At 73.2% G+C, this 21,994-nt stretch carries 20 protein-coding genes; 9 read left to right on the top strand and 11 right to left on the bottom strand.

Features of this window, described 5'->3' with window-relative positions; translation table 11 throughout:
* Window positions 1-33: 33 nt before the first annotated feature.
* The 7 genes from IO39_RS31710 to IO39_RS59915 form a co-directional block, all read right to left on the bottom strand.
* Complete coding sequence (locus IO39_RS31710; RefSeq protein WP_043630675.1) at window positions 34-1,365, bottom strand: CysS/YqeB C-terminal domain-containing protein; 1,332 nt, start codon at window positions 1,363-1,365, stop codon at window positions 34-36.
* 184 nt (window positions 1,366-1,549) lie between these two features.
* On the bottom strand, window positions 1,550-3,397 hold the full coding sequence (locus IO39_RS31705) for a sigma factor-like helix-turn-helix DNA-binding protein (RefSeq protein ID WP_043630673.1): 1,848 nt from the start codon (window positions 3,395-3,397) through the stop codon (window positions 1,550-1,552).
* 48 nt (window positions 3,398-3,445) lie between these two features.
* A complete protein-coding gene (locus IO39_RS31700; protein WP_043630665.1) occupies window positions 3,446-5,266 on the bottom strand; it encodes a UvrD-helicase domain-containing protein in 1,821 nt (606 codons plus the stop codon).
* A 5-nt stretch (window positions 5,267-5,271) separates the two neighbouring features.
* Entirely contained in the window at window positions 5,272-7,692 is a 2,421-nt protein-coding gene (locus IO39_RS31695) for a hypothetical protein (RefSeq protein WP_157549135.1), read from the bottom strand.
* A 112-nt stretch (window positions 7,693-7,804) separates the two neighbouring features.
* Entirely contained in the window at window positions 7,805-8,581 is a 777-nt protein-coding gene (locus IO39_RS31690; RefSeq protein WP_052423610.1) for a class I SAM-dependent methyltransferase, read from the bottom strand.
* 102 nt (window positions 8,582-8,683) lie between these two features.
* The gene (locus IO39_RS31685) at window positions 8,684-9,751 is read right to left on the bottom strand and encodes an ABC transporter substrate-binding protein (protein WP_043630663.1); all 1,068 of its coding nucleotides are present in this window, start codon (window positions 9,749-9,751) and stop codon (window positions 8,684-8,686) included.
* A gap of 11 nt (window positions 9,752-9,762) precedes the next feature.
* Window positions 9,763-9,999, bottom strand: coding sequence for a putative acetyltransferase (locus IO39_RS59915; RefSeq protein WP_043630661.1), 237 nt, complete (start codon window positions 9,997-9,999; stop codon window positions 9,763-9,765).
* A gap of 105 nt (window positions 10,000-10,104) precedes the next feature.
* Between IO39_RS59915 and fdxA the strand changes: the two genes are divergently transcribed.
* From fdxA to IO39_RS31665, 3 genes are all read left to right on the top strand, one after another.
* Window positions 10,105-10,431, top strand: a complete 327-nt coding sequence (fdxA, locus tag IO39_RS31675; protein WP_043630659.1) for a ferredoxin — start codon at window positions 10,105-10,107, stop codon at window positions 10,429-10,431.
* 110 nt (window positions 10,432-10,541) lie between these two features.
* The gene (gene dapC / locus IO39_RS31670; RefSeq protein WP_043630656.1) at window positions 10,542-11,612 is read left to right on the top strand and encodes a succinyldiaminopimelate transaminase; all 1,071 of its coding nucleotides are present in this window, start codon (window positions 10,542-10,544) and stop codon (window positions 11,610-11,612) included.
* A gap of 93 nt (window positions 11,613-11,705) precedes the next feature.
* Window positions 11,706-12,362, top strand: a complete 657-nt coding sequence (locus tag IO39_RS31665; protein WP_043630654.1) for a DUF4178 domain-containing protein — start codon at window positions 11,706-11,708, stop codon at window positions 12,360-12,362.
* 6 nt (window positions 12,363-12,368) lie between these two features.
* Here the strand turns inward: IO39_RS31665 and IO39_RS31660 are convergent, their stop codons facing one another.
* Window positions 12,369-13,187, bottom strand: a complete 819-nt coding sequence (locus IO39_RS31660) for a hypothetical protein (protein ID WP_245642419.1) — start codon at window positions 13,185-13,187, stop codon at window positions 12,369-12,371.
* A 36-nt stretch (window positions 13,188-13,223) separates the two neighbouring features.
* Between IO39_RS31660 and IO39_RS31655 the strand changes: the two genes are divergently transcribed.
* The 6 genes from IO39_RS31655 to IO39_RS31630 all read left to right on the top strand — a co-directional run bounded on the left by IO39_RS31655 (window position 13,224) and on the right by IO39_RS31630 (window position 18,090).
* Window positions 13,224-14,057, top strand: coding sequence for a 2,3,4,5-tetrahydropyridine-2,6-dicarboxylate N-succinyltransferase (locus tag IO39_RS31655; RefSeq protein ID WP_043630651.1), 834 nt, complete (start codon window positions 13,224-13,226; stop codon window positions 14,055-14,057).
* The gene (dapE, locus tag IO39_RS31650; protein WP_043630648.1) at window positions 14,057-15,112 is read left to right on the top strand and encodes a succinyl-diaminopimelate desuccinylase; all 1,056 of its coding nucleotides are present in this window, start codon (window positions 14,057-14,059) and stop codon (window positions 15,110-15,112) included. Before IO39_RS31655 ends, dapE begins: the two co-directional genes overlap by 1 nt.
* 259 nt (window positions 15,113-15,371) lie before the next feature.
* Window positions 15,372-16,166 carry an LOG family protein gene (locus tag IO39_RS31645; protein WP_043630646.1) on the top strand — a complete coding sequence of 265 codons (795 nt, stop codon included), beginning with the start codon at window positions 15,372-15,374 and terminating at the stop codon, window positions 16,164-16,166.
* Window positions 16,167-16,175: 9 nt separating this feature from the next.
* Complete coding sequence (locus IO39_RS31640) at window positions 16,176-16,760, top strand: LOG family protein (RefSeq protein WP_043630644.1); 585 nt, start codon at window positions 16,176-16,178, stop codon at window positions 16,758-16,760.
* A gap of 92 nt (window positions 16,761-16,852) precedes the next feature.
* The gene (locus tag IO39_RS51155) at window positions 16,853-17,542 is read left to right on the top strand and encodes a hypothetical protein (protein ID WP_052423609.1); all 690 of its coding nucleotides are present in this window, start codon (window positions 16,853-16,855) and stop codon (window positions 17,540-17,542) included.
* A 41-nt stretch (window positions 17,543-17,583) separates the two neighbouring features.
* Window positions 17,584-18,090 carry a DNA-3-methyladenine glycosylase I gene (locus IO39_RS31630; RefSeq protein ID WP_245642422.1) on the top strand — a complete coding sequence of 169 codons (507 nt, stop codon included), beginning with the start codon at window positions 17,584-17,586 and terminating at the stop codon, window positions 18,088-18,090.
* On the opposite strand, the gene IO39_RS31625 is transcribed toward IO39_RS31630, so the two are convergent.
* From IO39_RS31625 to IO39_RS31615, 3 genes are read right to left on the bottom strand one after another with little or no spacing between them, the layout of a single operon-like run.
* The gene (locus IO39_RS31625; protein ID WP_052423608.1) at window positions 18,050-20,326 is read right to left on the bottom strand and encodes a polysaccharide lyase 8 family protein; all 2,277 of its coding nucleotides are present in this window, start codon (window positions 20,324-20,326) and stop codon (window positions 18,050-18,052) included. The genes IO39_RS31630 and IO39_RS31625 overlap by 41 nt on opposite strands.
* A gap of 36 nt (window positions 20,327-20,362) precedes the next feature.
* Window positions 20,363-21,139: an enoyl-CoA hydratase-related protein gene (locus tag IO39_RS31620; protein WP_043630640.1), complete on the bottom strand. Its 777-nt coding sequence runs from the start codon at window positions 21,137-21,139 to the stop codon at window positions 20,363-20,365.
* Window positions 21,140-21,934 carry a PaaX family transcriptional regulator gene (locus IO39_RS31615; RefSeq protein ID WP_245642418.1) on the bottom strand — a complete coding sequence of 265 codons (795 nt, stop codon included), beginning with the start codon at window positions 21,932-21,934 and terminating at the stop codon, window positions 21,140-21,142.
* Window positions 21,935-21,994 lie beyond the last annotated feature (60 nt).

Genomic DNA, 21,994 nt, shown 5'->3' with positions numbered 1-21,994 from the left:
GGGAACGGCGGAGCCGGCGATAACGGAACGGGATCAGACCCAGGTCTGGCCCTCCGGCGTGTCGGACACCCGCACCCCGAGCGCGGCCAGCTCGTCGCGCAGCCGGTCGGCCTCGGCCCCGTCGCCCGCCTGCCGCGCCCTGGCCCGCGCCTCCAGCAGCTCCGCGGCCCCGGCGGGCGGCACCGGGACCTGGCCGATCCTGCTCGGCAGGTCGAGCCCGAGCACCTGGTCCAGATGGAGGAACGTCTCGAACTTGGCCCCCGGCGCCACCGACCCGTCCCGTTCGAGCTCCCGCAGCACGTTCAGCGCCGCGGGGGTGTCGAGGTCGTCGTCGAAGGCGGCCTCCACCCGGTCCGCGTGCTCGCGCGACAGCGGCGCGCTGACCGACTCGGCCCACTCCGCCACCCGCGTGCGCCACCCGCGCAGCGTCCGGTCGGCGGCCCGCAGCGTCTCCCACGTCAGGTCGAGCCGCTGCCGGTAGTGGTGCTCCAGGAACGCCAGGCGCACGGCCAGCGGGTCGAGCCCGGCCGCGACCACGTCGGACAGCGGCACCGCGTTCCCCGCGGATCCGGCCATCTCGCGCCCGTCGAACAGCACGTGCTCGCCGTGCACCCAGTGGCGCACCACCTCGTGCCCGGCCGCCGCGTCGGACTGGGCCCGCTCGTTCTCGTGGTGCGGGAAGCGCAGGCCGACGCCGCCGGTGTGGAGCTCGATGCGCGGGCCGAGGAAGCGCAGCGCCATGGCCGAGCACTCCACGGGGCGGCCGGGAACGCCGCGGCCCCACGGGGCCTCCCAGGCCGGCTCGCCCGCAGCGGGCGTCCACAGGGCCCAGTCGGCGGGGAAGCGCCCGCGGGGATCGGCCGCGGCGGCGTGGTGGGCGGGCCCGGGCGCGTCGAGCCGGTTCCCCGAGAGCTCGCCGTAGGCGGGGAAGCTGCGCGCGTCGAAGAACACCGACCCGTCCGGCACCGGGTACGCGTGCCCCTTCTCGATCAGCTTGGCGATCAGCTCGACCATCGCGTCGATGTTCTCGCTCGCCCTGGGCAGGTGCTCGGGCGGCCGGAGGTTGAGCGCGGCGGCGTCGCCCCGGAACGCGTCCTCGTGGCTGCGCGCCTGATCCAGCGGCGAGCGCCCCTCGTCCACGGGGTCCCCGGTGAGGCCACCGACGTCGGAGACGTTCTGGCAGACCACGACCCGCGTGCGACGCCGCTCCAGCACCCGCCTGATCAGGTCGGACAGCAGGAAGGCGCGGAGGTCGCCCACGTGCGCGCGCCGGTGGACCGCGGGGCCGCAGGTGTGCATCCGCACCGCGCGCCCGGCGGCGATCTCCTCGGCCTGCCCGGCGCGCGTGTCGTAGATCCGCAACATCTCCCGAGCTTAGCCCGGCGCCTTCGCCCGGAGAACCGAGCCCGGCCCGGCACCCCTCGGCCCGGAGAACCGAGCCCGGCCGGGGCGTCCTGCGCCGGGCGAACCGGACCCCGCCGGGCGTCCTGGGGTGGAGAGCCGGGCCCGGCCGGGGTGTCGTCCCCGCGATCCGTGCCCGGCCCCGCCGTCAGCCGCCCAGGAAGCCGAGGATGTCGCGGTCGCCGCGCTCGCGCAGCCGGTTCAGGATCTCCTCGCGGGTCGCCGTCTCCGGCAGCCCGATCCTGGCCCCGATCAGCCGCAGCCCCTCCATCTCCGAGCTGACCGGCGCGGTGTAGCCGAACAGGTAGAGCGCCCGGTTGATGGGCGGCATCCCGACCGGCGCGGCGGGCAGGTAGCGGGTCAGCAGCTCCCCGCCGTCCGACACGGTCAGGAAGACGTGGTCGCCCTCGTTCGCCTTGTACTCCGCCAGCACGTTCCTGATCGACCCCATCGTGGGCTGGTTGTGCCAGGAGATCACCACGTCGCCGGAGGGCGCGGAGGCGGTGAGCTGCCCGCCCGGCGCCATCCCCAGGTAGGCCGCGAACCCGGTCGGCAGCGGCGACCCCGACCCGCGCAGGTGCTCGGCGTTGACGTCCACCCGGTGCCACCAGCGGCCGTCGCGCGAGCGGAAGCTGCGCCGCGTCTCGGAGACGTCCTTGCGCGGCTGGTACGGCTCCGCCTCCCCGCCGCCGGGAGCGGTGCCCGCCACCCTGATCCAGCCCCGCTGCGTCCGCTCGAACCCCGGCCCGCCCGAGTAGGCGCGCACCGAGCTCTCGCTCACGTCGTAGCGGGAGGTCAGGTTGGCCACGATCGTGCTCACCGACGCCTCGCCGCCGGCCCGCTCGATCTCCCTGGCGATCATCTCCCTGATCCCCAGGTACTCGTCGCCGCCCCACCGGGTCAGCCCGTACTTGTTGCGGTCGACGCGGCGGAAGCGGTCGTCGGCGGTGAGCTGGTTGCGGATGCCGACCAGGCTGTAGTCCTCGCCGATGCGCTCCTGGATCTCCTCGGGCGACAGCGGCGAGCCCGCCACCGCCAGCACCGCCTCGGCCTTCTCGTTGATGCTGCGCGGCCACGGCACCACGTGCTGCCCCAGCACCCGCAGGTGCGGCACGGCCAGGATCCACCGCTCGGCCACGTCCTCGCGCACCCCGAGCTGGGCCACCATCGACACCGCCTCGCCCAGCGGGCGCGGCCCGTCGGCGAAGAGCTGGCGCGTCTTCTCCCTCAGCTCGTCGGCCCCGCCGGCCACCAGCCACCCGTCGGCCTGCTCGTAGCCGGTCAGCAGCGTGCGCACGAACCGCCACGCGGGGATCCCCAGCGTGCGCAGCTCGGCCCGGTGCCACGGCACGGCGGCCTGGAGGTCGTCGGCCGGCACGGCCGAGCCCAGCCGGCCCCGCAGCCACACGAGGTGGGCGGCCAGGGCGGACGACTCGGGCTTGCCGAGCCAGGCCTCCACGTGGTCGCGCAGGTCGCGCTCGATCTGCCTGATCCGCTCCCGGGTGACCGAGAAACGCTGGGCCAGCTCGTCGAGGGTGGCCCGCTGGGTGGCGTACAGGCGGTCGCGGGCGATGGCCCGCTGCCGGTCGTCCATGGCCCCGAACAGCTCGTCGATCAGCTCGGGCAGCGGCCGGTCCGGCCTGGCCGGGGCGGGCAATGCCTCGGGGGCGGGTTCGAGGAGGCGCTCGAACACGCCGGTGAACAGCTTCTGCACCACGTCCTTGCCCAGCGTCTCCGGCGTCCGCTCGGCCTCGGCGGGGTCGGAGAAGCGCAGCAGGGGCAGGATGTCGCCGAGCATGAGATGCCCCCAGCAGGCCACGGCCAGGTCGGCCAGGTGGCCCGCCACGGTGTGCGCGCCGACGATGGCGCACGCCCGGTCGAGGGGAATCGCCTGCCACCAGGCCTCGGGCAGCTGGGGCTCCTCCACGATCGGCGCTATCTGACCAGGGGAGGTCCAGCGCAGGGGTGGCGTGAGGTCGCTCAGGCTGAGGTTCATTGAGGTCCAACCGGCAAAGGGAAGATATCCGCAGTTCAGACTATGGGATCAGAGGGGTAGAAACGGGCTGCCTCTTCCTGAATGGGAGATATAGAGCATCGATCGCGCGCGAGTGCAGGCGACGAACAGTATGCTCCGTTCGCGTTGCAGGGCACGAGCCCGTTCGTACGGCTCGTCCGGCGGCGGCGGGGGCACCACGCCCTCCGCCACGCCGATGAGCGCCACCCGCTCGAACTCCAGCCCCTTCAGCCGGCGGAACGTCGCCGCCCGGACGTCGAGGCCGGTCAGCGCCCGCTCGGCCGCCCGCACCAGCCGCTGGTCGCGGGCCCCGACGGCGATCTCCGACGGGGGCACCCCGTCGGCCAGCCAGGCGTCGATCACGGCGCGCAGACCGGCCAGCTCCGACTCGGGCGTGTCGTACGCCCGGACGACCGGCCGCTCACCGTGGCGGACGGCGCTCAGGCCGTGCATCTCGGTCACGCCCCCGGCCAGGCCGGGCGAGGGCCCGCCGCCGCGCAGCCGGACCACGAACGACAGCAGCTCCTGCGGCAGCCGGTAGGAGCGCCCGAGCGTGTGCTCGTCGGCGTGGACGCCGACCGCGCCGAGCACCACCCGCGTGTCGGTGACGCGCTGGTGCGGATCGCCCACGACGAACAGGTCGTCGCGCGCGTGCGGCACCGCCGCCCGCAGCAGCCGCCACTGCGCCGGGCTGATGTCCTGCGCCTCGTCCACGACCATATGACGGTACGGCTTGCGCCCCGGATCCACGTCGTCGAGCAGATCGCCCGTGTCGATGGTCAGCAGCCTGAGCGCGTCGTCGGTGAGCTGGGCCAGCGAGCGCGCCCCCGGCCCGACCAGCGCGGGCCGCCGCCCCTCGGCATCGGCCACGATGCGCACGGCCAGCCGCTCGGCGTTGGCCACCTCGACGCGCTTGCGCGTCACCTCGTCCTGGATCAGCAGGTCCAGCTTCGCCGACAGCTCCTCGGCCAGGCTCTGGGAGAAGGTCACCAGCAGCACGGGCCCGCTGCCGCGCACCGCGAGATGCGCGGCCCGGTGCAGCGCGACGACCGTCTTGCCGGTGCCCGCGCCGCCGACGACCAGCACCGGACGGTCGTACCGGGCGGCCCTGGCCAGCCGGTGCTGCGGCGGGTCCAGGAACGTGCACCACTCCGGGGCCGCCAGCACCCGGTCCAGCCGCGCCTGGTCCTGGACGAACACCGCCCGGTCCGGGCTGCGCCGCAGGGCCGCGCAGAGGTCGTCCTGGTCGATCGGGCCCGGCTCCTCCTCGCACGCCCGCCAGGCGTCCAGCTCCCGCCACGCCTCCGCCAGCGTGCCGCCCCTGGCCAGCACGGCCAGCGGGACGTACTGGGTGGGCGGCAGCAGTGGTTCGAGCGCGGCCACGTCGGCCTCGTTCGTGATCAGCCGGAACAGCGGCAGCGCGTGCCCGTCCAGGCCCAGGCCGAGCAGGTCGCCGTCGCAGATCGGGTCGAACAGCCGCGACGGCCGGGCCGACCGGCGCAACGCGGGCTCCACCCGCTCCAGGGCCTCGGCGTCCCACTCCTCGACGACGCCCAGCACGGGGTTGACGCCGTAGCGGTGGCGGCGGGCGTACGACCAGGCCTCGGCGTCGGGCAGGACCGCCCGCAGCCAGTACACGTCCCGCTGCCGCACCGCCACCGCGCGCTGCCCCTCGGCCAGGCGCAGGGTGGCGACCCGCGCGTCCCTGGCGCCCCTGACCCGCTCGGGGTGCGGGGCGCCCGGCACGTTCCGCAGGAACCGGCGCAGCGCGACCACGGCGTCCCTGCGCACCGGCCGGGCCAGTGCGCCGAGTCCCCTGGGAAACTCGGGGCCGATCGCGAGCCGCGGCACCGGCCTCAGCCCAGCAGGTCGAGCAGGTCGCGGTCCCCGCGTTCCCGGAGCCTGTTGAGCAGGTCCGGCAGGGCCACCGGTCCCGTCATGCCGATCCTGGTGGCGATCACCCTGGCCGCCTGGTCCCGGGTGCCGCCCGGAGCCGTGTACCCGACCAGGCGCAGCGCCTTGGTGATCTTCTCGGCGCCCGCGGCGGCGACCGGGAGGTGCCTGGCCCGCAGCACGCCCTCGTCCGACAGCGTCAGGAACAGGTGGCCGCCCTCCCTGGCTCCCACGTCCACGAGCAGGCGCTCGATCGACTCCAGCACCGGCCTGCCGTGCCAGGTCATGGTCAGCTCCCCGGCGGCGCTCCTGACCGTCCTGCTCTCGCCGGGAGACAGGCCCAGATACGACGCGAACCCGGTCGGCAGCGCGCACTCTCCGCCGGCGAGCTGCTCGGCCGTCACGTCGATGCGCAGCCACCACCGCCCGTCCGGCTGCCGGAAGCAGCGCCGCGTCTGGGAGACGTCCTTCAGCGGCTGGTACGGCTTGTCGTGCTCGCCCGCGCCGCCGTTGGCCTCGCCGCCCGGCGGGGTGACCGGCGTGAACGCCTGGAACTGCGGCGGGCCGGGCGGCGGGGGCGGCGGCAGCTGCACCGGCCCGAACGCCGACTGCACCAGCTCGACGGGCGGCTGCGGCTGTTGCTGCTGGTACGGCTTGCGCTGCGGCAGCGGCGGCGGCGGGAGTTCCGGCTGGATCTCGGGCCGGGCCGCCGGCCGGATCTCCGGCTGGACCGGTGGCGGCGCGGGCGGGGCCAGGGTGGCCAGCACGACCTGCCAGGCGGGCACCTCCAGCGCCCGGATCTCCACGCGGTGCCAGTCGGCCGCGCCGATGAGCTGCTCCTTCGACGCCCCCGGGCCCAGCGTCCTGACCAGCTCGTCCAGGTGCGCGCGGTACGGGGCCGCCTCGTCGCTCGCCAGCCACCGCCCGAGGCGGGCGCGCAGCTCGTCCTCGGTGGCGACGATCTCGGCGGGGGAGACGGCGAAGAGCTTGGCGAGCTGGTCCACGGCGGAGGGCTCGTCGGTGAACACCCGGTTCTGCGCCACGGCCCAGCTCTTGTCGTCGAGCCCGGCGAAGGCGGCCTCGATCAGCTCGGGCAACTCCTGCCCCGGCCCGGCCTCCGGCCCGTGGGCCTCCAGCGCGGCGGCCTCCAGCGCGTCGGGCCCGGCCGGCGCCGGTCCGGCCTCCTCGGGCCGGCCCGCCTCCTGATGAGCGGCCTCAATCGCGGCGGCCTCCAGTGCGGCCGGATCGGAGGCCGGCTCGTCGGCGGCGTCCAGCACGGGCTCCGCCTCGTGCGCCCGCTCGGGCTCGTACGCGGGCTCGGGGCGCGGCTCGTCGTCGGTGACCGGCTCCGCGTCGGCGTCCACGACCCGCTCGACCTCTTCGCGGCCGTCCTCGTCCGGCTCGGCGACCTCGGCGACCTCGGCGGCCTCCTCGTGGTCGAACGTCTCTTCCCGGTCGGACGCCGGTTCCTGGCCGGGCGCCGGTTCCTGGTCGAACTCAGCCTCGTGGTCGAAGGTCGTCCGGTCGGACTCCGGCTCCTCGCCCGGCGCGGCCTCCCGCTCGGACTCGGCTTCCCGTTCGGACGCCTCCTCCTGCCGGAAGGCAGCCTCCTGGTCGGCGGGCACCTCCTGGTCGGACGGCGAGCCCTCGTAGGAGACGTCCTCGTAGGGAGCCTCCTCGCGGGAGGACTCCTCGCGCGGCGCGTCGTCCGTGACGTCGGCGGCGGGAGCGAGGGCGCCGGTGGGGGCGAGGGCGGGGGCGGCGGGCCGCTCGTCGGCGGCCTCGGCGGCCTCGGCGGCCTCAGTGGCGTGCTGGGCGGCGACCGGCTCGGAGGCCACCTCTCCGACCGCCTCCGCGCGCTCCGGCGCGGCAGCGACCGCCTCAGGCGCGCCGGCGGCGTACGTCGCGGGCGCGTACGCGACGGGCTCGGGGGCGAACGGCTCCTCGCGGGGACCGGAGCCGGGCTCCCCGGCCTCGTACGGATGCGCGAGCCGCGCCAGGACGGCCGAGAACAGCGTGTTCAGCACCGGCCGCGCCTGGATGAAGGGCTGGTCGACCAGCTCCCGGCTGGTCAGCGCGAGCAGCCCGGCCCAGGACCCGGCCCGGTCGAGCGCGATCGCGACGGCGGGCTCGTCGGCCTCCTCCGGGTCCAGCACGTGCAGCGCGGGCAGGACGTCGCCGACCGCGGCCGCGGGCCAGTGCTCCAGGGCGATCTCCGTCAGCAGCTCGCCCAGCGGCTCGGGGCCGATCGCCGCCAGGACGCTCGGCATGGGCAGGCTCCGCCACCACGCGTCCGGCAGCTCCGGCTGCCCGGTGAGCAGCGTGATCGTGGACGCGTCGCTCCACCTCAACGGTGGTACGAGGTCGCTCAGGCAGAAGTTCATCCCGTTCCGTTCACCAGCCCCTCACGCCGCCGCAGCGGTGCAGCCATAATCTCGCCGCCCACGGAACAGACCATAGTCCGGCAAATCAGCCCTACGCATCATGCACGACGCATCAACGTCGAACAGCGGCAAAGCGTAGACGCACGTAGTCGGCCATCCAGCCAGTCTCCCTGCGAAGTGCGGGCGCGGCCAGCTCGTTCACGCGACGGAGCAGGGGTTCCACGATCTCGGGGGGAAGCCCTTCGAGCACCGAGGCGGCGAACATGCGCACCCAGTCGGCGGCCCCGCCGGGGCACTCGTCCAGGGGGGTGGGCCGGTCGAAGTATTCCAGCAGCCTGACCACGAACCCCTCCTGCTCAAGGCGGCGGGCGTATTCGGCAGGCGTGGGAAAGTACCACGGCAGCTCCGGCTCGCGCAGGCCGTGCTCGCGCCAGGCGGTGAGCATCGCGGCGGTCAGCTCGGCGCAGTTGCCGGCCCCGCCCATCTCCGCGACGAAGCGCCCGCCGGGCTTGAGCGCCTCGCGGACGCTGGCGATCACCGCGCGGGGGTCGCGGCTCATCCAGTGCAGGGCCGCGTTGGAGAAGACCGCGTCGTACGGGTCCACGACCGTGAAGTCGTGCCCGTCGCCGATGATGAAGTCGATCCCGGGATACTGCGCGAGCGCCTTCTCGATCATGGCGGCGGAGCCGTCGATGCCGAGCACCTCGGCTCCTCTGAAGGCGATCTGCGCGGTCAGCACCCCGGTGCCGCAGCCGAGGTCGAGCACCCGCTCGCCGGCGCGCGGGTCGAGCAGGTCGACGAGGGGCGCGCCCTGGGTGGAGACGTAGCCGAAGCTGCTGTCGTAGGCACGACTGTTCCACCGCTCCACGCTCGGCGTGTCGTATCGCAAGACGATCAGCTCACATTCGATCAGACATCGGGCCCCCGTGGCCGTGCTGTCCGTTCACTTTAGAGCCTGATCGTCCCTACGACATATCACGTCACTTCTGGCTCAACCCACACTCTTCGCCCATTCCTTCTTCAGGTACGCCTTCGCCGCGTCCGCCTGCGGAATCGTCATCAGCACGGGCGGGCCGGGGGCCTTGGGCAGCTTCGCCGCCTGCTCGGCGTCGAGGGTGCCCTTCATGAGCATCGCCTCGCCGCGCGCGGGCCGCGCGAAGCCCTTCTGGAGCAGGTTCTGGCCCTCGTCGGAGAAGAGGAACTCCTGCCACAGCCGGGCGGCGGCGGGGTGCGGGGCGGCCTTGCTGATCGCCTGCACGTGGTAGCCGCCGAGCGCGGCGTCGCGCGGGATGGTCACCTTCCAGCCGTCGGAGCGCGCGCCGCGGGCGGCGTTGAGGTGGTCCCAGGCCACGATCGTGTTGGCCTTGGCCGGCTCGGTGAGCCGCCCGGCCTGCTTGAGCTTGGCGAACAGCGCCACGCCCTGCTCGGGCCGCGGCACCCCCGCGCGCATGGAGGCGGCCATGACGCCGCCGAAGGCCGACGCCGAGCGCAGGGGATCGCCGTCGAGCGCGACCCGGTAGCCGGGTTTGAGCAGGTCGGCGAAGGAGGCGGGCGGCTTGACGGCGCGCGGGTCGTAGCCGATGGACACGTAGCCGCCGTAGGCGGCGTACCAGCCGCCGGCCGGGTCCTTGACGTGGTCGGGCAGGTCCTGCCACCCCTGCACCTTGTACGGGGCGAACCGGTCGGCCCCGGCCACCGCCACGTCCATGGTCAGGTCGAACACGTCGGGTTTGAGCTGCGGGGCGATGTCGAGCTGGCGTTTGCTGCTCGCGCCGGGCTCCAGCTCGTTGACCTTGATGTCGTACTTGTCGGCGAAGGCGTCGATGATCTCGCCGTAGTTGACCCAGTCGCGGGGCAGGGCGATGACGTTCAGCTCGCCCTCGCGCTTGGCGGCCTCGGCCAGCCGCTCCATGGTGCCGAAGCCGGCCTTCATCGAGGTGGCCCGGGTGTTGAGCGGCGGCAGGTTCTTGGTGTCCGTGGCGGTGGAGTCGGTGGACGACGCGCCGCATCCGGCGCTGGCGAGGATGGCTGCTGCGGCGGCGCAAGTACGTACAGTCACACGACGAATACTTACTGTTGCATTCGCCCAGGTCGAGGAGGCGCGGCCGGAACGACCCTGGCCGCCACCAGCGTCTCTTCGGGGATCGTCACCACGGTGCCGTCCCTTTTGCGAACTTCGAGCACTCCGTCCGCCCACGACACGAGGATGCCGACCGCGTCGCGAAACCCGCCCGTGACCCGCCTGCGGGTGGTGATCCGGGAGCCTATGTCCTGACTTGTAATGGCGATGACAAGGCGTCCGGCCACGAGTTTGCCACCCTCCGTTTCGGCCAGCAGGCAAGCACGGCAATACTAGGGCGTAGCAAACCGCGGTCAGAGTCATGCCATGGTGCGGAGAAGAAGGAGCTCGAGGTGACCTACGTCATCGCGCAGCCTTGCGTGGACGTCCTGGACAAGGCGTGCATCGAGGAATGCCCCGTTGATTGCATCTACGAGGGCGAGCGCATGCTTTACATCCACCCCGACGAGTGCGTGGACTGCGGCGCGTGCGAGCCTGTGTGCCCCGTCGAGGCCATTTTCTACGAGGACGACCTTCCCGAGCAGTGGAAGGACTTCTACAAGGCGAACGTGGACTTCTTCGAGGACCTCGGCTCGCCCGGCGGCGCCTCCAAGGTAGGCAAGATCGACAAGGACCACCCGGTGGTCGCCGCCCTGCCGCCGCAGGGCGAGGGTCACTAGAAGGCCGGCCACACCGACGCCCGTGCACGGGGACATCCGAGGTGGATGCGCCCCGTTCGCACGGCGTGGCGGCGCGTCCCGGTACGGCGAACGCAACACCCTGGAGAATCGTGAACAAGCTGCCTGACTTCCCCTGGGATCGGCTGGAGCCGTACAAAGAGCGCGCCAGGGCGCATCCCGATGGGATCGTGGACCTGTCGATCGGCACACCGGTCGACCCCGTGCCGCGCCTCGTCCAGGACGCCCTCGTCCAGGCGGCCGACAGCCCCGGCTACCCCTTCACCCACGGCACCAAGGCGCTGCGCGAGGCCGCCGCGGGCTGGCTGCGCCGCCGCCACGGCGTCACCGTCGACCAGCAGGACGTGCTCCCGCTGATCGGCTCCAAGGAGTTCGTGGCCTGGCTGCCCACCTACCTGGGCGCCAAGCGGGTGGTCTTCCCCGAGCTGGCCTACCCCACCTACGACGTGGGCGCCCGGCTGGCCGGGGCGACCGGCACGGCCTCCGACAGCACGCTCGCGCTCGGGCCCGAGCCCGTCGACCTCGTCTGGGTCAACTCCCCGAGCAACCCGACGGGCCGCGTGCTGCCCGCCGAGCACCTGCGCAAGGTCGTGGCCTGGGCCCGCGAGCGCGGCGCGGTCGTGGCCTCCGACGAGTGCTACATCGAGCTGGGCTGGGAGGAGCGGCCGGTCTCGATCCTGCACCCCGACGTCTGCGGCGGCTCCCACGAGGGGCTGCTCGCCGTCCACTCGCTCTCCAAGCGCTCCAACCTGGCCGGCTACCGCGCCGGGTTCGTGACGGGCGACCCCGTCCTGGTCAAGCGGCTGCTGGAGACGCGCAAGCACGCCGGCATGCTCATGCCGCAGCCCGTGCAGGCGGCGATGACCGTGGCCTTCGGCGACGACGAGCACGCCGACCGGCAGCGCGAGCTCTACTCCGCCCGCCGCGCCCTGCTGCGCCCCGCCCTGGAGAAGGCCGGGTGGAGCATCGACCACTCGACGGCGGGCCTGTACTTCTGGGCGACGAACGGGCAGAGCGCCTGGGACCAGGTGGCCAAGCTCTCCGAAATCGGGATTTTGGTCGCGCCGGGCGAGTTCTACGGATCGGCAGGTAAGCGGCACATCCGCATCGCCGTCACCGCGACTGACGAACGGATCGGTGCGGCGGTGCGCCGCCTCCAGTAGGATCGCCGGTCAAAGCCAGCCGAATCGGCTTGGACACGCATAAATTGATAAGGGCTAACGCCGAGGCAGACCGCGAGTGGAGCGAGCTGATCGATGAGCGTGACCTCCATGGTCGTACTCGGGCTGAGCATCGCCACCGTCCTGCTGCTGCTCGGGGCCTTCTGGGCCACGATGCGGCAAGACAGGAAGGGCCGCACGAGCGCGCCGCCCCCCGAGGTCGCTCCCCTTGAGCCCCCGCTGGCGGCGCCGGTGAGCGCCCCGGGGCATGCCGGCACCGACTACACCGACCCTCGCACGATCCGGATCGGCGACCGGATCGAGGTGCTCGGGTCGGCCGCGCGCGTGCTCGGGGCCGTGCACATCTCCTGGCAGGGCCAGCAGTGGGTGGAATACCTGCTGCGCGACGCCTTGCGGCGGCTGCAGTGGCTGTCGGTCGAGGTGCGTGACGGCGACCCGCCGCACCTGGAGGTGCAGCTCTGGACCGACGTGCCCACCCAGGGCATGGTGCCGGCCAAGAGCATGCTGATCATGGAGGGCGTGGAGTTCTTCCCGGTGGAGCGGGGCACGGCCGCGTTCCGCAGCGAGGGCGACACGGGCTATCCCGACCGGGGGCTGCTGGACTTCGCCGACTACCGGGCCTCCGACGGGCGGCTGCTGTCCTTCGAGCGCATCCAGGGCGCCTCCTGGACGGCCGGCTACGCCCAGCCCCTGCCGCCCGGCTCCATCTCCATCATCCGCCGCGCCTCCTGACCGCCCCTACGACAGCTCGACCCGGCGGCTGCCCGCCTGGCCGCCCTGCTGCCAGCCCTCCACCTCATAGCTGTTGGTCCAGGTCGCCCCGCCGTAGCCGACGCGGTTGAGCGCGTATTTCCCGGCGTGGGCCACCGACCAGGCGGCCACCAGCCAGCCGCGCCTCTTCGAGGTGATCGCCGTGCTGCCCAGCGCCCTGGCGAGCTGCTTGCGCGCCGCGGCGGCCTCGGGGCGCGGCGCGGGGGTCTTGCCCGAGGCGGGATACCAGCAGTGCAGGGCGCGCGGGACCCGCCCGGTGAAGGCGGCGGCGAGGATCTTGGCGTCGGTCTCGTGGGGCGCGTAGGCGTAGCCGCCCGCCGAGCGCTGCACGGCCTGCGCCGCCTCGGCGAGCGGGAGCTTGCGGTAGTTCTTCACCTTCACCAGCGCCGCGAAGAACTTGTTGGCGGAGTAGACCGGGTCCATGATCTGCTTCTTGGTGCCCCAGCCCTGCGACGCGCGCTGCTGGAACACGCCCACCGAGTCGCGGTCGCCGAAGTCGATGTTCTGCAGCTTCGACTCCTGCAGCGCCGTCGCGTACGCGATCACCACGGCCCGCTCGGGCAGCGTGCGCCGCGCCGCGACCGCCGCGATGGTGGCCGCGATCTGGGCCTGCTCGGGGAAGAGGTCGAGAGCGCCCTCGGGGGTCGTGACCCGGCAGTATTCCTCGGGCACGGCCACCGGCGTGACCTTCTTCAGCAGGTGGTGCAGGCCCACGGAGACGCCGACGGCGAGCACGACGACGATGATCGCGATGGTGATGACTCCACGGGAGAAGCGCAGGCGCACGTTGAGAAACTACCCTTCCGGATAAGCTCCGTGGCCATGAGTCACGTGAGCGCCTCGTCACCGCTGCCTTCCGTGGTGGACGAGCTGTGGGAGCGCCGGGCGGAGCTGTCGCCGGCCGACGCCGAGGCCCGCCACCTGGTGGTCGGCGCGATCGACCTGCTCGACAAGGGCGAGGCGAGGGTCGCCTGGCCGGCCGGCGACGACGTGGTGGTGGACGAGCGGGCCAGGCGCGCCATCCTCCTCGGCTTCAAGGTGCTCGGCATGGCGCGCTCCCAGGTGGGCGACTTCCAGCACCACGACCGCATCCCGCTGAAGACCTCGTTCGACGGCGTGCGGGTGGTGCCGGGGGCGATCGCGCGCTGGGGCTCCTACCTGGCGCCCGGCGTGGTGCTGATGCCGTCGTTCGTCAACATCGGCGCGTACGTCGACGCCGGCACGATGGTCGACACGTGGGCCACGGTCGGATCGTGCGCCCAGGTCGGCAGGAACGTGCACCTGTCGGGCGGGGTGGGCATCGGCGGCGTGCTGGAGCCGCCGGGCGCGGTGCCGGTCGTCGTCGAGGACGACGCGCTGATCGGCAGCCGCGCGATGATCGTCGAGGGCGCCCGGGTCGGCGAGGGCGCGGTCGTCGGCGCTGGAACGATCCTGTCAGGGTCGATCCCGGTGATCGACACCGAGACCGGCGAGGAGCTGTCCCGGGGGCGCGTGCCCCCGTGGTGCGTGGCCGTGACCGGCACGCGGATGAAGGAATTCCCCGGCGGCACGTTCGGCCTGCCCTGCGTGCTGGTGATCAAGCGGCTGGAGCCGGGGCGGCGGCACGACAAGGCGGCGCTCAACGAGGTGCTGCGCGAACACGGAGTGAACACCTGATGCTGGACCTGACCCAGGACGTACGCGACCTGACCGCCGCGATCGTGGACATCGAGTCGGTGAGCGGCGCCGAGCAGGCGCTGGCCGACGAGGTGGAGCGGGCGCTGTCGGCGCTGCCGCACCTCAAGGTGACCCGATCGGGGCACACGGTCGTCGCCCGCACCGAGCAGGGGCACGCCGAGCGGGTGCTGATCGCCGGCCACCTCGACACGGTCCCCGTCGCGGGCAACCTGCCCAGCCGGGTGGAGGGCGACCTGCTGTACGGCTGCGGCACCTCCGACATGAAGGCCGGCGTCGCGGTCGCGCTCCGGCTGGCGGCCACCGTGCCCGCGCCCGGCAGGGACGTCACCTACGTCTTCTACGACTGCGAGGAGGTCGAGGCCGAGCGCAACGGCCTGACCCGGGTCGCCAGAGACCACGCCGACTGGCTGGCGGCCGACTTCGCGGTGCTGATGGAGCCCACCGACGGCGTGATCGAGGGCGGCTGCCAGGGCACGCTGCGCGCCGAGGTCACGGTGACCGGCAAGCGGGCCCACAGCGCCAGGTCGTGGTTCGGGGTCAACGCCATCCACGGCATCGAGCCGGTGCTGGCCCGGCTGAACGCCTACGAGGCGCGCCGGCCGGTGGTGGACGGGCTCGAATACCACGAGGGGCTCAACGCGGTGGGCGTGCGCGGCGGCGTCGCGGGCAACGTCATCCCCGACCTGTGCGTGGTGAGCGTCAACTACCGGTTCGCGCCCGACCTGTCGGTCGAGCAGGCGCAGGAGCACGTGCGCGAGGTGTTCGACGGGTTCGGGGTGAGCTTCGTGGACGCCGCGCCCGCGGCCAGGCCGGGGCTGACGCATCCGGTGGCGGCGGCCTTCACCACAGCCGTCGGCGGCGCCCCGCGCGCCAAGCTGGGCTGGACCGACGTCGCCCGCTTCGCCGCGCTGGGGGTCCCCGCCGTCAACTACGGCCCGGGCGACCCGAACCTGGCGCACCAGCAGGGGGAGTACGTGACGCTGTCGAAGATCGTCGAGAGCGAGCGGGCGATGGCCGAGTGGCTCACCGCCTGAAAAGCGGCCCCACATGAAAGTGGCCTTCCTCGCCGGCCATTTGGCGGGGAAGACCACTTTCAGTCCCGAGCAGCACCCTCATGCGGTTAGACGCGGGGGAGCCGAAATTCGGTTCCACGCTTCTTTCAAGATTTTTAAGACGGCCGTCCCGCCCGCGCCACCAGGGGTTTCGCCCGCAAGAGGCACTCTGGTGACCTCCGGGCGGGCAGGTGCGCGGGGCCGCCTCCGGCCACGCGCGGGAGGGACTAGCGTGATCCGCATGGAAAAGATTCGTCGAGAACGCCGTCAGGGTCAGGCCTTCGTACGCGGCGACCTCGTCCCCAGCTCCACGCACGACCAGCGCCTGCTGGCCCGCCAGGGCCCCTCCGACTGGGTCCACATGGACCCGTGGCGGGTGCTGCGCATCCAGGCGGAGTTCGTCGAGGGGTTCGGGCAGCTCGCCGAGCTGCCGCAGGCCGTCACCGTCTTCGGCTCGGCCCGCACCAAGCCCGACTCGCCGGAATACGCGCTGGGCCGCGCGCTCGGCCGCTCGCTGTCCGAGGCAGGCTACGCCGTGATCACCGGCGGCGGGCCCGGCGTCATGGAGGCCGCCAACATGGGCGCGCGCGACGTCGAGGGCGTGTCGGTCGGGCTCGGCATCGAGCTGCCGTTCGAGCAGCGCATGAACGACTACGTCGACCTCGGCATCGAGTTCCGCTACTTCTTCGTCCGCAAGACGATGTTCGTCAAGTACTCCTGCGGCTTCATCGCCCTGCCCGGCGGCTTCGGCACGCTCGACGAGCTGTTCGAGGCGCTCACGCTGGTGCAGACCCACAAGGTCACCTCCTTCCCCGTGGTGCTGATGGGCACGGAGTTCTGGGGCGGGCTGCTCGACTGGATCAAGGGCTCGCTGCTGAGCACCGGCAAGATCGCCCCTCAGGACCTCGACCTGATCAGCGTCACCGACGACGTCGACGAGGCCGTGCGCATCATCGTCGAGGCCGACCGGGCCCGCTCCAACCAGCGGGAGGAGGAGGTCGAGGCCGCCGCCGCCCAGACGGCGGAGCCGCAATAGGGTGCCGGCGTGAACATCTGCGTCTTCTGCGCCTCCAGCCTCACCATCGACCAGAAGTACATCGAGCTGGCCGCGAACGTGGGCACCGAGCTCGCCGGGCGCGGCCACACGCTGGTGAGCGGTGGCGGCTCCGTCTCGTGCATGGGCGCCGTCACCGCGGCGGCGCGCGCCGCCGGCGGCCGCACGGTGGGCGTGATCCCGCAGGTCCTGGTGGACATGGAAGTGGCCGACGAGGAGTCCGACGAGCTGATCGTCACGGCCGGCATGCGCGAGCGCAAGGGCGTCATGGACGCCCGCTCCGACGCGTTCCTGGTGCTGCCCGGCGGCATCGGCACCCTGGAGGAGCTGTTCGAGATCTGGTCGGCGCGGGTGCTCGGCATCCACGACCGCCCCCTGGTGGTGCTCGACCCCTGGGGCCTGTACGACCCGCTCAAGCAGCTCGTCGCCGGCATGTACGAGCAGGGCTTCACCCGCGCCGACGTCTTCGACGCGATCTCCTGGACCACGACCATGGCCGAGGCGTTCGACCACCTCGAATCGCGCGCGCAGCCGGTCCGGCCGAGCGTCGCCGAACTCGGCGAGGCCACCGGCTGACCTGCGCGGCGGGCGCGTGCCCGGGGGTCGCGTACGCGCGGCACGCGGCAAGTGCGGGACCTCGTGCCCCGATGGGTGAGTACGATGCCAATGTGCTGGTCATACTCGCCATCGCCGCCATCGCCATTTTGGCCTGCGTGGTCCTGGTCTCCCTGGGCAGGGGCGGTGAGCTGACCGAGTTCCCGCCCGACGTGCCGCCGCTCGACCTGCCCGAGGCGCAGCAGCTCACGGCGGTCGACTTCATGGCGCTGCAACTGCCGGTCAACCTGGTCGGCTACCACACACAGAGCGTCGACGAGACGCTGCGCAGGGCGGCCGGCGCGATCAGCGCCCGCGACACCCGGATCGCGGTGCTGGAGCAGCGCGTCTCCGAGCTGCTGTCGAGCCGGCTGCACGCCCGGCAGGAGATCTACGCCTCGCCCGGGGCCGGCCCGCGCACCGAGCACCGGCCCGAGGCTCCGGCCGCGCCGCGCGAGCTGCCCGACTCGGGCGACCCGGTGTCGGCCAGCGGCGCCACGGTGTCCTGGGACGGCGGCACGGAGCTGCGGCACCCACCGGAGGACCCGGAGTGGCGCGTGCCCCGGCCCGGCGACGCCACCACGAACGGCGGCGCGACGGCCGAGGACGAGAGCGGCGAGAAGGCCGGCGAGGGCGACCCCGTCGCCGACGCGCAGCCGGCGGACGGGCCCGCGACCGACGCGGCCGGTGACGGGGAGGACCGGCCGGACGGCGACGGGCCCGCGCCGGCCGTGGCCGTCAAGGACGGTGACGAGCGGTCGTGACCGAGCCGATCCGCTGCTACTGGCCCGGCATCGCCGACCCGATGTACCTCGCCTACCACGACCACGAGTGGGGCAGGCCGGTCACGGGCGACGACGCGGTCTTCGAGCGCGTGTCGCTGGAGGCGTTCCAGTCGGGCCTGTCCTGGCTGACGATCCTGCGCAAGCGGGAGAACTTCCGCGCCGCCTTCGACGGCTTCTCGATCGTCAAGGTCGCCGGCTACACCGAGCAGGACGTGGAGCGCCTGCTCGGCGACGCCGGCATCGTGCGCAACCGGGCCAAGATCGAGGCGGCCGTCAACAACGCCAGGGCCGCGCTCGACCTGCCCGGCGGCCTGTCGGAGCTGGTGTGGCGGCACGCCGACCCCGACGCGCCCGTGCCCAGGACGATGGCCGACGTGCCCGCCCTCACCCCGGGCTCCAAGGCGCTGGCCAAGGAGCTGAAGAGACACGGCTTCAGGTTCGTCGGCCCGACCACGGCCTACGCGCTGATGCAGGCGATCGGGCTGGTCAACGATCACATCGAGGGCTGCGTGGCCCGTACGCGCTGAGCTCGACCTCGTGTGAGCGGCCCAGCGACCCGCCGAGCCGGACGGTGACGACCGGCCTGTCGCCCGTGCGCACCTCGACCGTGTCGTCGGCCCGCACGACGCGGCGGGCCGCGCTGCCGAGCGTGAGCGTCAGGACGTCCACGGTCCTGCTCGGATCGGCCACCGCCAGGACGAGCCGCTCGCCGGCGCCGCGCAGCATCACCAGGCACGGCGCGTCGGCGGTGACGGGCCCGGCGCCGCCCGGCGCCCAGAACGCGGCCCCGAACAGCGACCGGGTCCGCACGGCCTGCACCTCCGGGGTGTTGGACACGACGCTGACCGGGCGGCGGCCGCGGAAGGAGCGCGTCCGCTCGCGGGTGGCGTTCGGCAGCAGCGTGTAGGCGTAGGAGGCGTTCAGCGGGTCGACGCCGTGGTCGAGCCAGAACGTCACGTAGCGGCGCTCGACGGGCTCGGACGCGCCCGCGGTGTCGTCTCCCGCGTTGATGTCGCGCCAGCGGCCCGTCCGCGTCTCCACGAGCATCCTGGCGCCGTCGAACACGTACCCGCCGGTCCCGGCCAGGTGCGCCCAGCCGTCGCCGACGTACGGGCGGGCGTCCGTGGCGCGGTTGTCGATCACGGTCTCGATCGCGCGGCCGTCGGAGCTGGTGATGCCGCTGCCCAGGGCCACCACGGCCGAGTCGAGGCAGAACCACGACTTGCGCGCCCTCAGGCTCACCCCGTCGCCCATCAGCTCCATGGACGCGACGCCGTACCGGCCTTCGAGCACCACCCCGCCCGCCCAGGCGTTGGCCGGGCGGTGGGCGCGGAAGTGAAGGTTCTCCCGCGGGCGCGTGTCCACCGTCGTCCCCGGCAGCCGGTACGGGTCCACCGTCGGCCAGAAGTCGCGCCCGTAGTGGTCCAGCTCGCCGGTGTAGACGTAGGTCATGCCGTCGCCGGTGTACCAGCCGTGCAGGTTCTCCCCGTTGATCGCCTCGTAGGCGGCGATCCGCCGCGACGACATGCTGATCGCCACCGACCAGCCGGGCCGCCGGTGCACCACCCGGTCCATCGAGGGGAAGACGAAGTGCCCGACGGGCCCCGGCGCGGCCTCGACGCCCTTGTCGTCCAGCACCGCGACCGCCCGCCTGGTCTCCGCCACGGTCGCGTGGCTCAGGTAGGGCCGGGCCGTGCCGCGCTCGATCCAGCCCTTGGCCAGCTCCATGAACCGGCCGCGACAGGGCTCGGGCGCGCTCTGCGCCAGCAGCAGCACGGCCCCGATCGCGGCGTGCCCCGCCACGCTGTCGGAGAACGCCTGCCGGGTGGCGGCCCGCCCCCTGACGGTGTCCATGAGCAGCCCGTCGTGGATGAACGGCGAGAAGGAGCGCTCCACGGCGTCCAGCACCACCTGCCGGCCGGGGTCGGTGATCTCCCAGGGCGAGCCGCGCAGCAGCGCCACGGTCTCGGCCACCGCGATGAGCAGGGACAGCCCGTAGGAGCCCGTGTAGGCCAGGTCGCCGTGCTGGATGAACGAGCCGTCGCGGTAGAAGCCGTCGCCCTCGTCGGTGTAGGCGAACACGCTGTGCCGCCCGCCGTCCCGCACGTCGGACAGCCCGTCGCGGGCCAGCGCCAGCTTGCCGGCGCTGCGCCCCGCCACGCCCCGGAAGGCCACGATGGCGGCCTTGTCGGCCCGGTTGGCACCGCTCTCGCTCGCGTCGGGATGGCCGGTGCGCCGGTCGGCGTCGGGGCAGAACCGGTCGACCGCCCTCAGGTACGCGCCCAGCCTGCCCTCGTCGAGCCGGTCGCCGAGCAGCACGCACAGGCGGGTCAGCTCGGCGGGCGTGCCGATCTCCCAGAACCACCAGTTGCCGGTCTCGGGCAGCCCCTCGTGGTAGTGGCGCTCGTGCAGCAGGTCGAGCGCGTCGATCACCTTGGCCGCCACGGCGTCGTCGCCGTGCTGGGAGGTGCCCGGCGTGGCCCAGGCGGTGGCGATCTCGCGCAGCCGGCCGTAGCTGCCCGTCACGTGCCCCGGCCGGCCTTCGAGCGGCAGGTCCGGCCAGATCAGGCCGGGGACCATCTGGGCCAGCCGGCCGCCGGCCCGTTCGCTCAGCGCGGCCAGCGGCCGGTCGTAGACGGGGTCGGAGACGTCGAAGGGGCCGCCGGTGAGCAGGGTCAGGGCCGTCGCGCGGAGGGCCGCGAAGTCGTGCGGGGCTGCCGGGGCGGTCGGAGCGGTCGGGGCGGGGGCTTCGTCGTGACGCATCCCGCCAGCTTGGCCCATGACAGCGTGACCGAACGGCTACTCTCCGATGAAGGTCGGAAGTTCTTTGGCCAGGAACGCGCCGGTGGCGGCCCGGTGGTCGCGGGTGGCGACACACTCGTCCTGGAGATCGGCCTCCAGGGCCAGCGCGTCGGGCAGCGGGTGCGTCGCGGCGTGGTCGAGCGCGCGCTTGGTGGCGGCGTAGGCCAGGGTGGGGCCGCTCGCCAGGCGCGCCGCCAGCTCATGCGCGGTCTTCAGCACGTCGTCGGCCGGCGCCACCCGGGTGACCAGGCCCAGCTCCAGCGCGCGGGCCGCGTCGATCGGCTCGCCGAGCAGCATCACCTCGGCCGCCCTGCCCCGGCCGATGAGGCGCTGCAGCGTCCACGACGCGCCCGAGTCGGGCGCCAGCCCGATCCCGGCGAACGCCGGCACGAACGTGGCCCGCTCGGAGGCCACCCGCAGGTCGCAGGCGAAGGCCAGCGACGCGCCCGCGCCCGCGGCCACGCCGTTGACCGCGGCCACCACCGGCTTGGGCATGGTGGCGATCAGCTCCACGATCGGGTTGTAGTGCTCGCGCACCGTGTTGTCGAGGCCGCGGCCCGCCTCCAGGTTCGCGGCGTGCTCGCGCAGGTCCTGGCCCGCGCAGAAGGCCCGGCCCGAACCGGTGAGCAGCACCGCCCTGACCGCGCGGTCGCCGGCCGCCCGGCGCAGCGCGCCGAGCAGGGCCCGCTTGACCTCGACGGTCAGCGAGTTCATCGCCTCGGGCCGGTCGAGCGTGACGGTGGCGACGGCCTCGGCCATCTCGTAGCGGATCATTCAGAACTCCCTGTCGACGAACGCGGCGGCGGCGGGCAGCAGCCGGGCGGCCTCCTGCTCGAAGAAGGCCCTGGCCTTCTCGCCCGGCCAGCCGGCGGGCAGCAGCTCGGCCGGCAGGCCGGGGTCGCGGAACAGGAAGTTCCGCCAGCCGTGCACGAGCCGGCTCCGCGTGGCGAACACCTGGTCGACCGGGGCGCCCTCGGGCAGCGTGCTGATCAGCGTGACAGCCTCGGCGTGCCAGTGCTCGTACGCCTCGCCGATGGCGGCCAGATCCCAGGCCCTGGTGACCAGCTCGCGCGGGTCGCCCTCCAGCGCCGCGTCGAACCGGTCGGCCCGCACCCCCTCGCCTTCGAGCAGGTTGTCCAGCTCGATCGAGGACCGGGGGCCGATCCAGGTGGTCTCCGACAGCGCCGCGTAGCCCAGGAACGTCAGATCGGCGCGCAGCCGCTCCCTGCGCGGCCGCTCCTTGACGGGATCGAGGACGATCAGGTGCCAGCGGCCGTTCCAGGTGAGCGTCCCGGCTCGGTAAATTCTCAACGCCGCCTCGTCAAGCCGCCTGACACACTTCGGCGTCAGCCCGTAGCCCGCTCCCTGGGGAAGCCGCACCGGCCGCAGCCACCCCTGCCGGACCATGCGCGAAACCGCCGTGCGGACCGCCGGAGCGGCGATTTCCAGGGGTTTCATCAACCGGACGAGCGCGGCCACGGACGCCTGGCCACCGCGCGAGCGCAGATGGTCTCCGTAGAGGTCGAACAGAGCGGCGCGAGCGTGCACGAAGTCCAGTTTGGACGTCATCGCACGCCTCGACAACGCATTCTGGGAGGAGATCGTTACCCATGAGCGCTCTCGATGCGG

Source organism: Nonomuraea candida (assembly GCF_000725485.1).
Classification (GTDB): domain Bacteria; phylum Actinomycetota; class Actinomycetes; order Streptosporangiales; family Streptosporangiaceae; genus Nonomuraea; species Nonomuraea candida.
Note: the sequence above shows the minus strand (reverse complement) of the source record. Positions and strands in the feature narration are given on the sequence as shown.

Excerpts from the sequence above, each read along its gene's own strand:
- IO39_RS31710 (WP_043630675.1), bottom strand. The coding sequence starts at position 1,365 with ATGTTGCGGATCTACGACACGCGCGCCGGGCAGGCCGAGGAGATCGCC.
- IO39_RS31705 (WP_043630673.1), bottom strand. The coding sequence starts at position 3,397 with ATGAACCTCAGCCTGAGCGACCTCACGCCACCCCTGCGCTGGACCTCC.
- IO39_RS31695 (WP_157549135.1), bottom strand. The coding sequence starts at position 7,692 with ATGAACTTCTGCCTGAGCGACCTCGTACCACCGTTGAGGTGGAGCGAC.
- IO39_RS31665 (WP_043630654.1), top strand. The coding sequence starts at position 11,706 with ATGAGCGTGACCTCCATGGTCGTACTCGGGCTGAGCATCGCCACCGTC.
- IO39_RS31655 (WP_043630651.1), top strand. The coding sequence starts at position 13,224 with ATGAGTCACGTGAGCGCCTCGTCACCGCTGCCTTCCGTGGTGGACGAG.
- dapE (WP_043630648.1), top strand. The coding sequence starts at position 14,057 with ATGCTGGACCTGACCCAGGACGTACGCGACCTGACCGCCGCGATCGTG.
- IO39_RS31645 (WP_043630646.1), top strand. The coding sequence starts at position 15,372 with ATGGAAAAGATTCGTCGAGAACGCCGTCAGGGTCAGGCCTTCGTACGC.
- IO39_RS31630 (WP_245642422.1), top strand. The coding sequence starts at position 17,584 with ATGTACCTCGCCTACCACGACCACGAGTGGGGCAGGCCGGTCACGGGC.
- IO39_RS31625 (WP_052423608.1), bottom strand. The coding sequence starts at position 20,326 with ATGCGTCACGACGAAGCCCCCGCCCCGACCGCTCCGACCGCCCCGGCA.
- IO39_RS31620 (WP_043630640.1), bottom strand. The coding sequence starts at position 21,139 with ATGATCCGCTACGAGATGGCCGAGGCCGTCGCCACCGTCACGCTCGAC.
- IO39_RS31615 (WP_245642418.1), bottom strand. The coding sequence starts at position 21,934 with ATGACGTCCAAACTGGACTTCGTGCACGCTCGCGCCGCTCTGTTCGAC.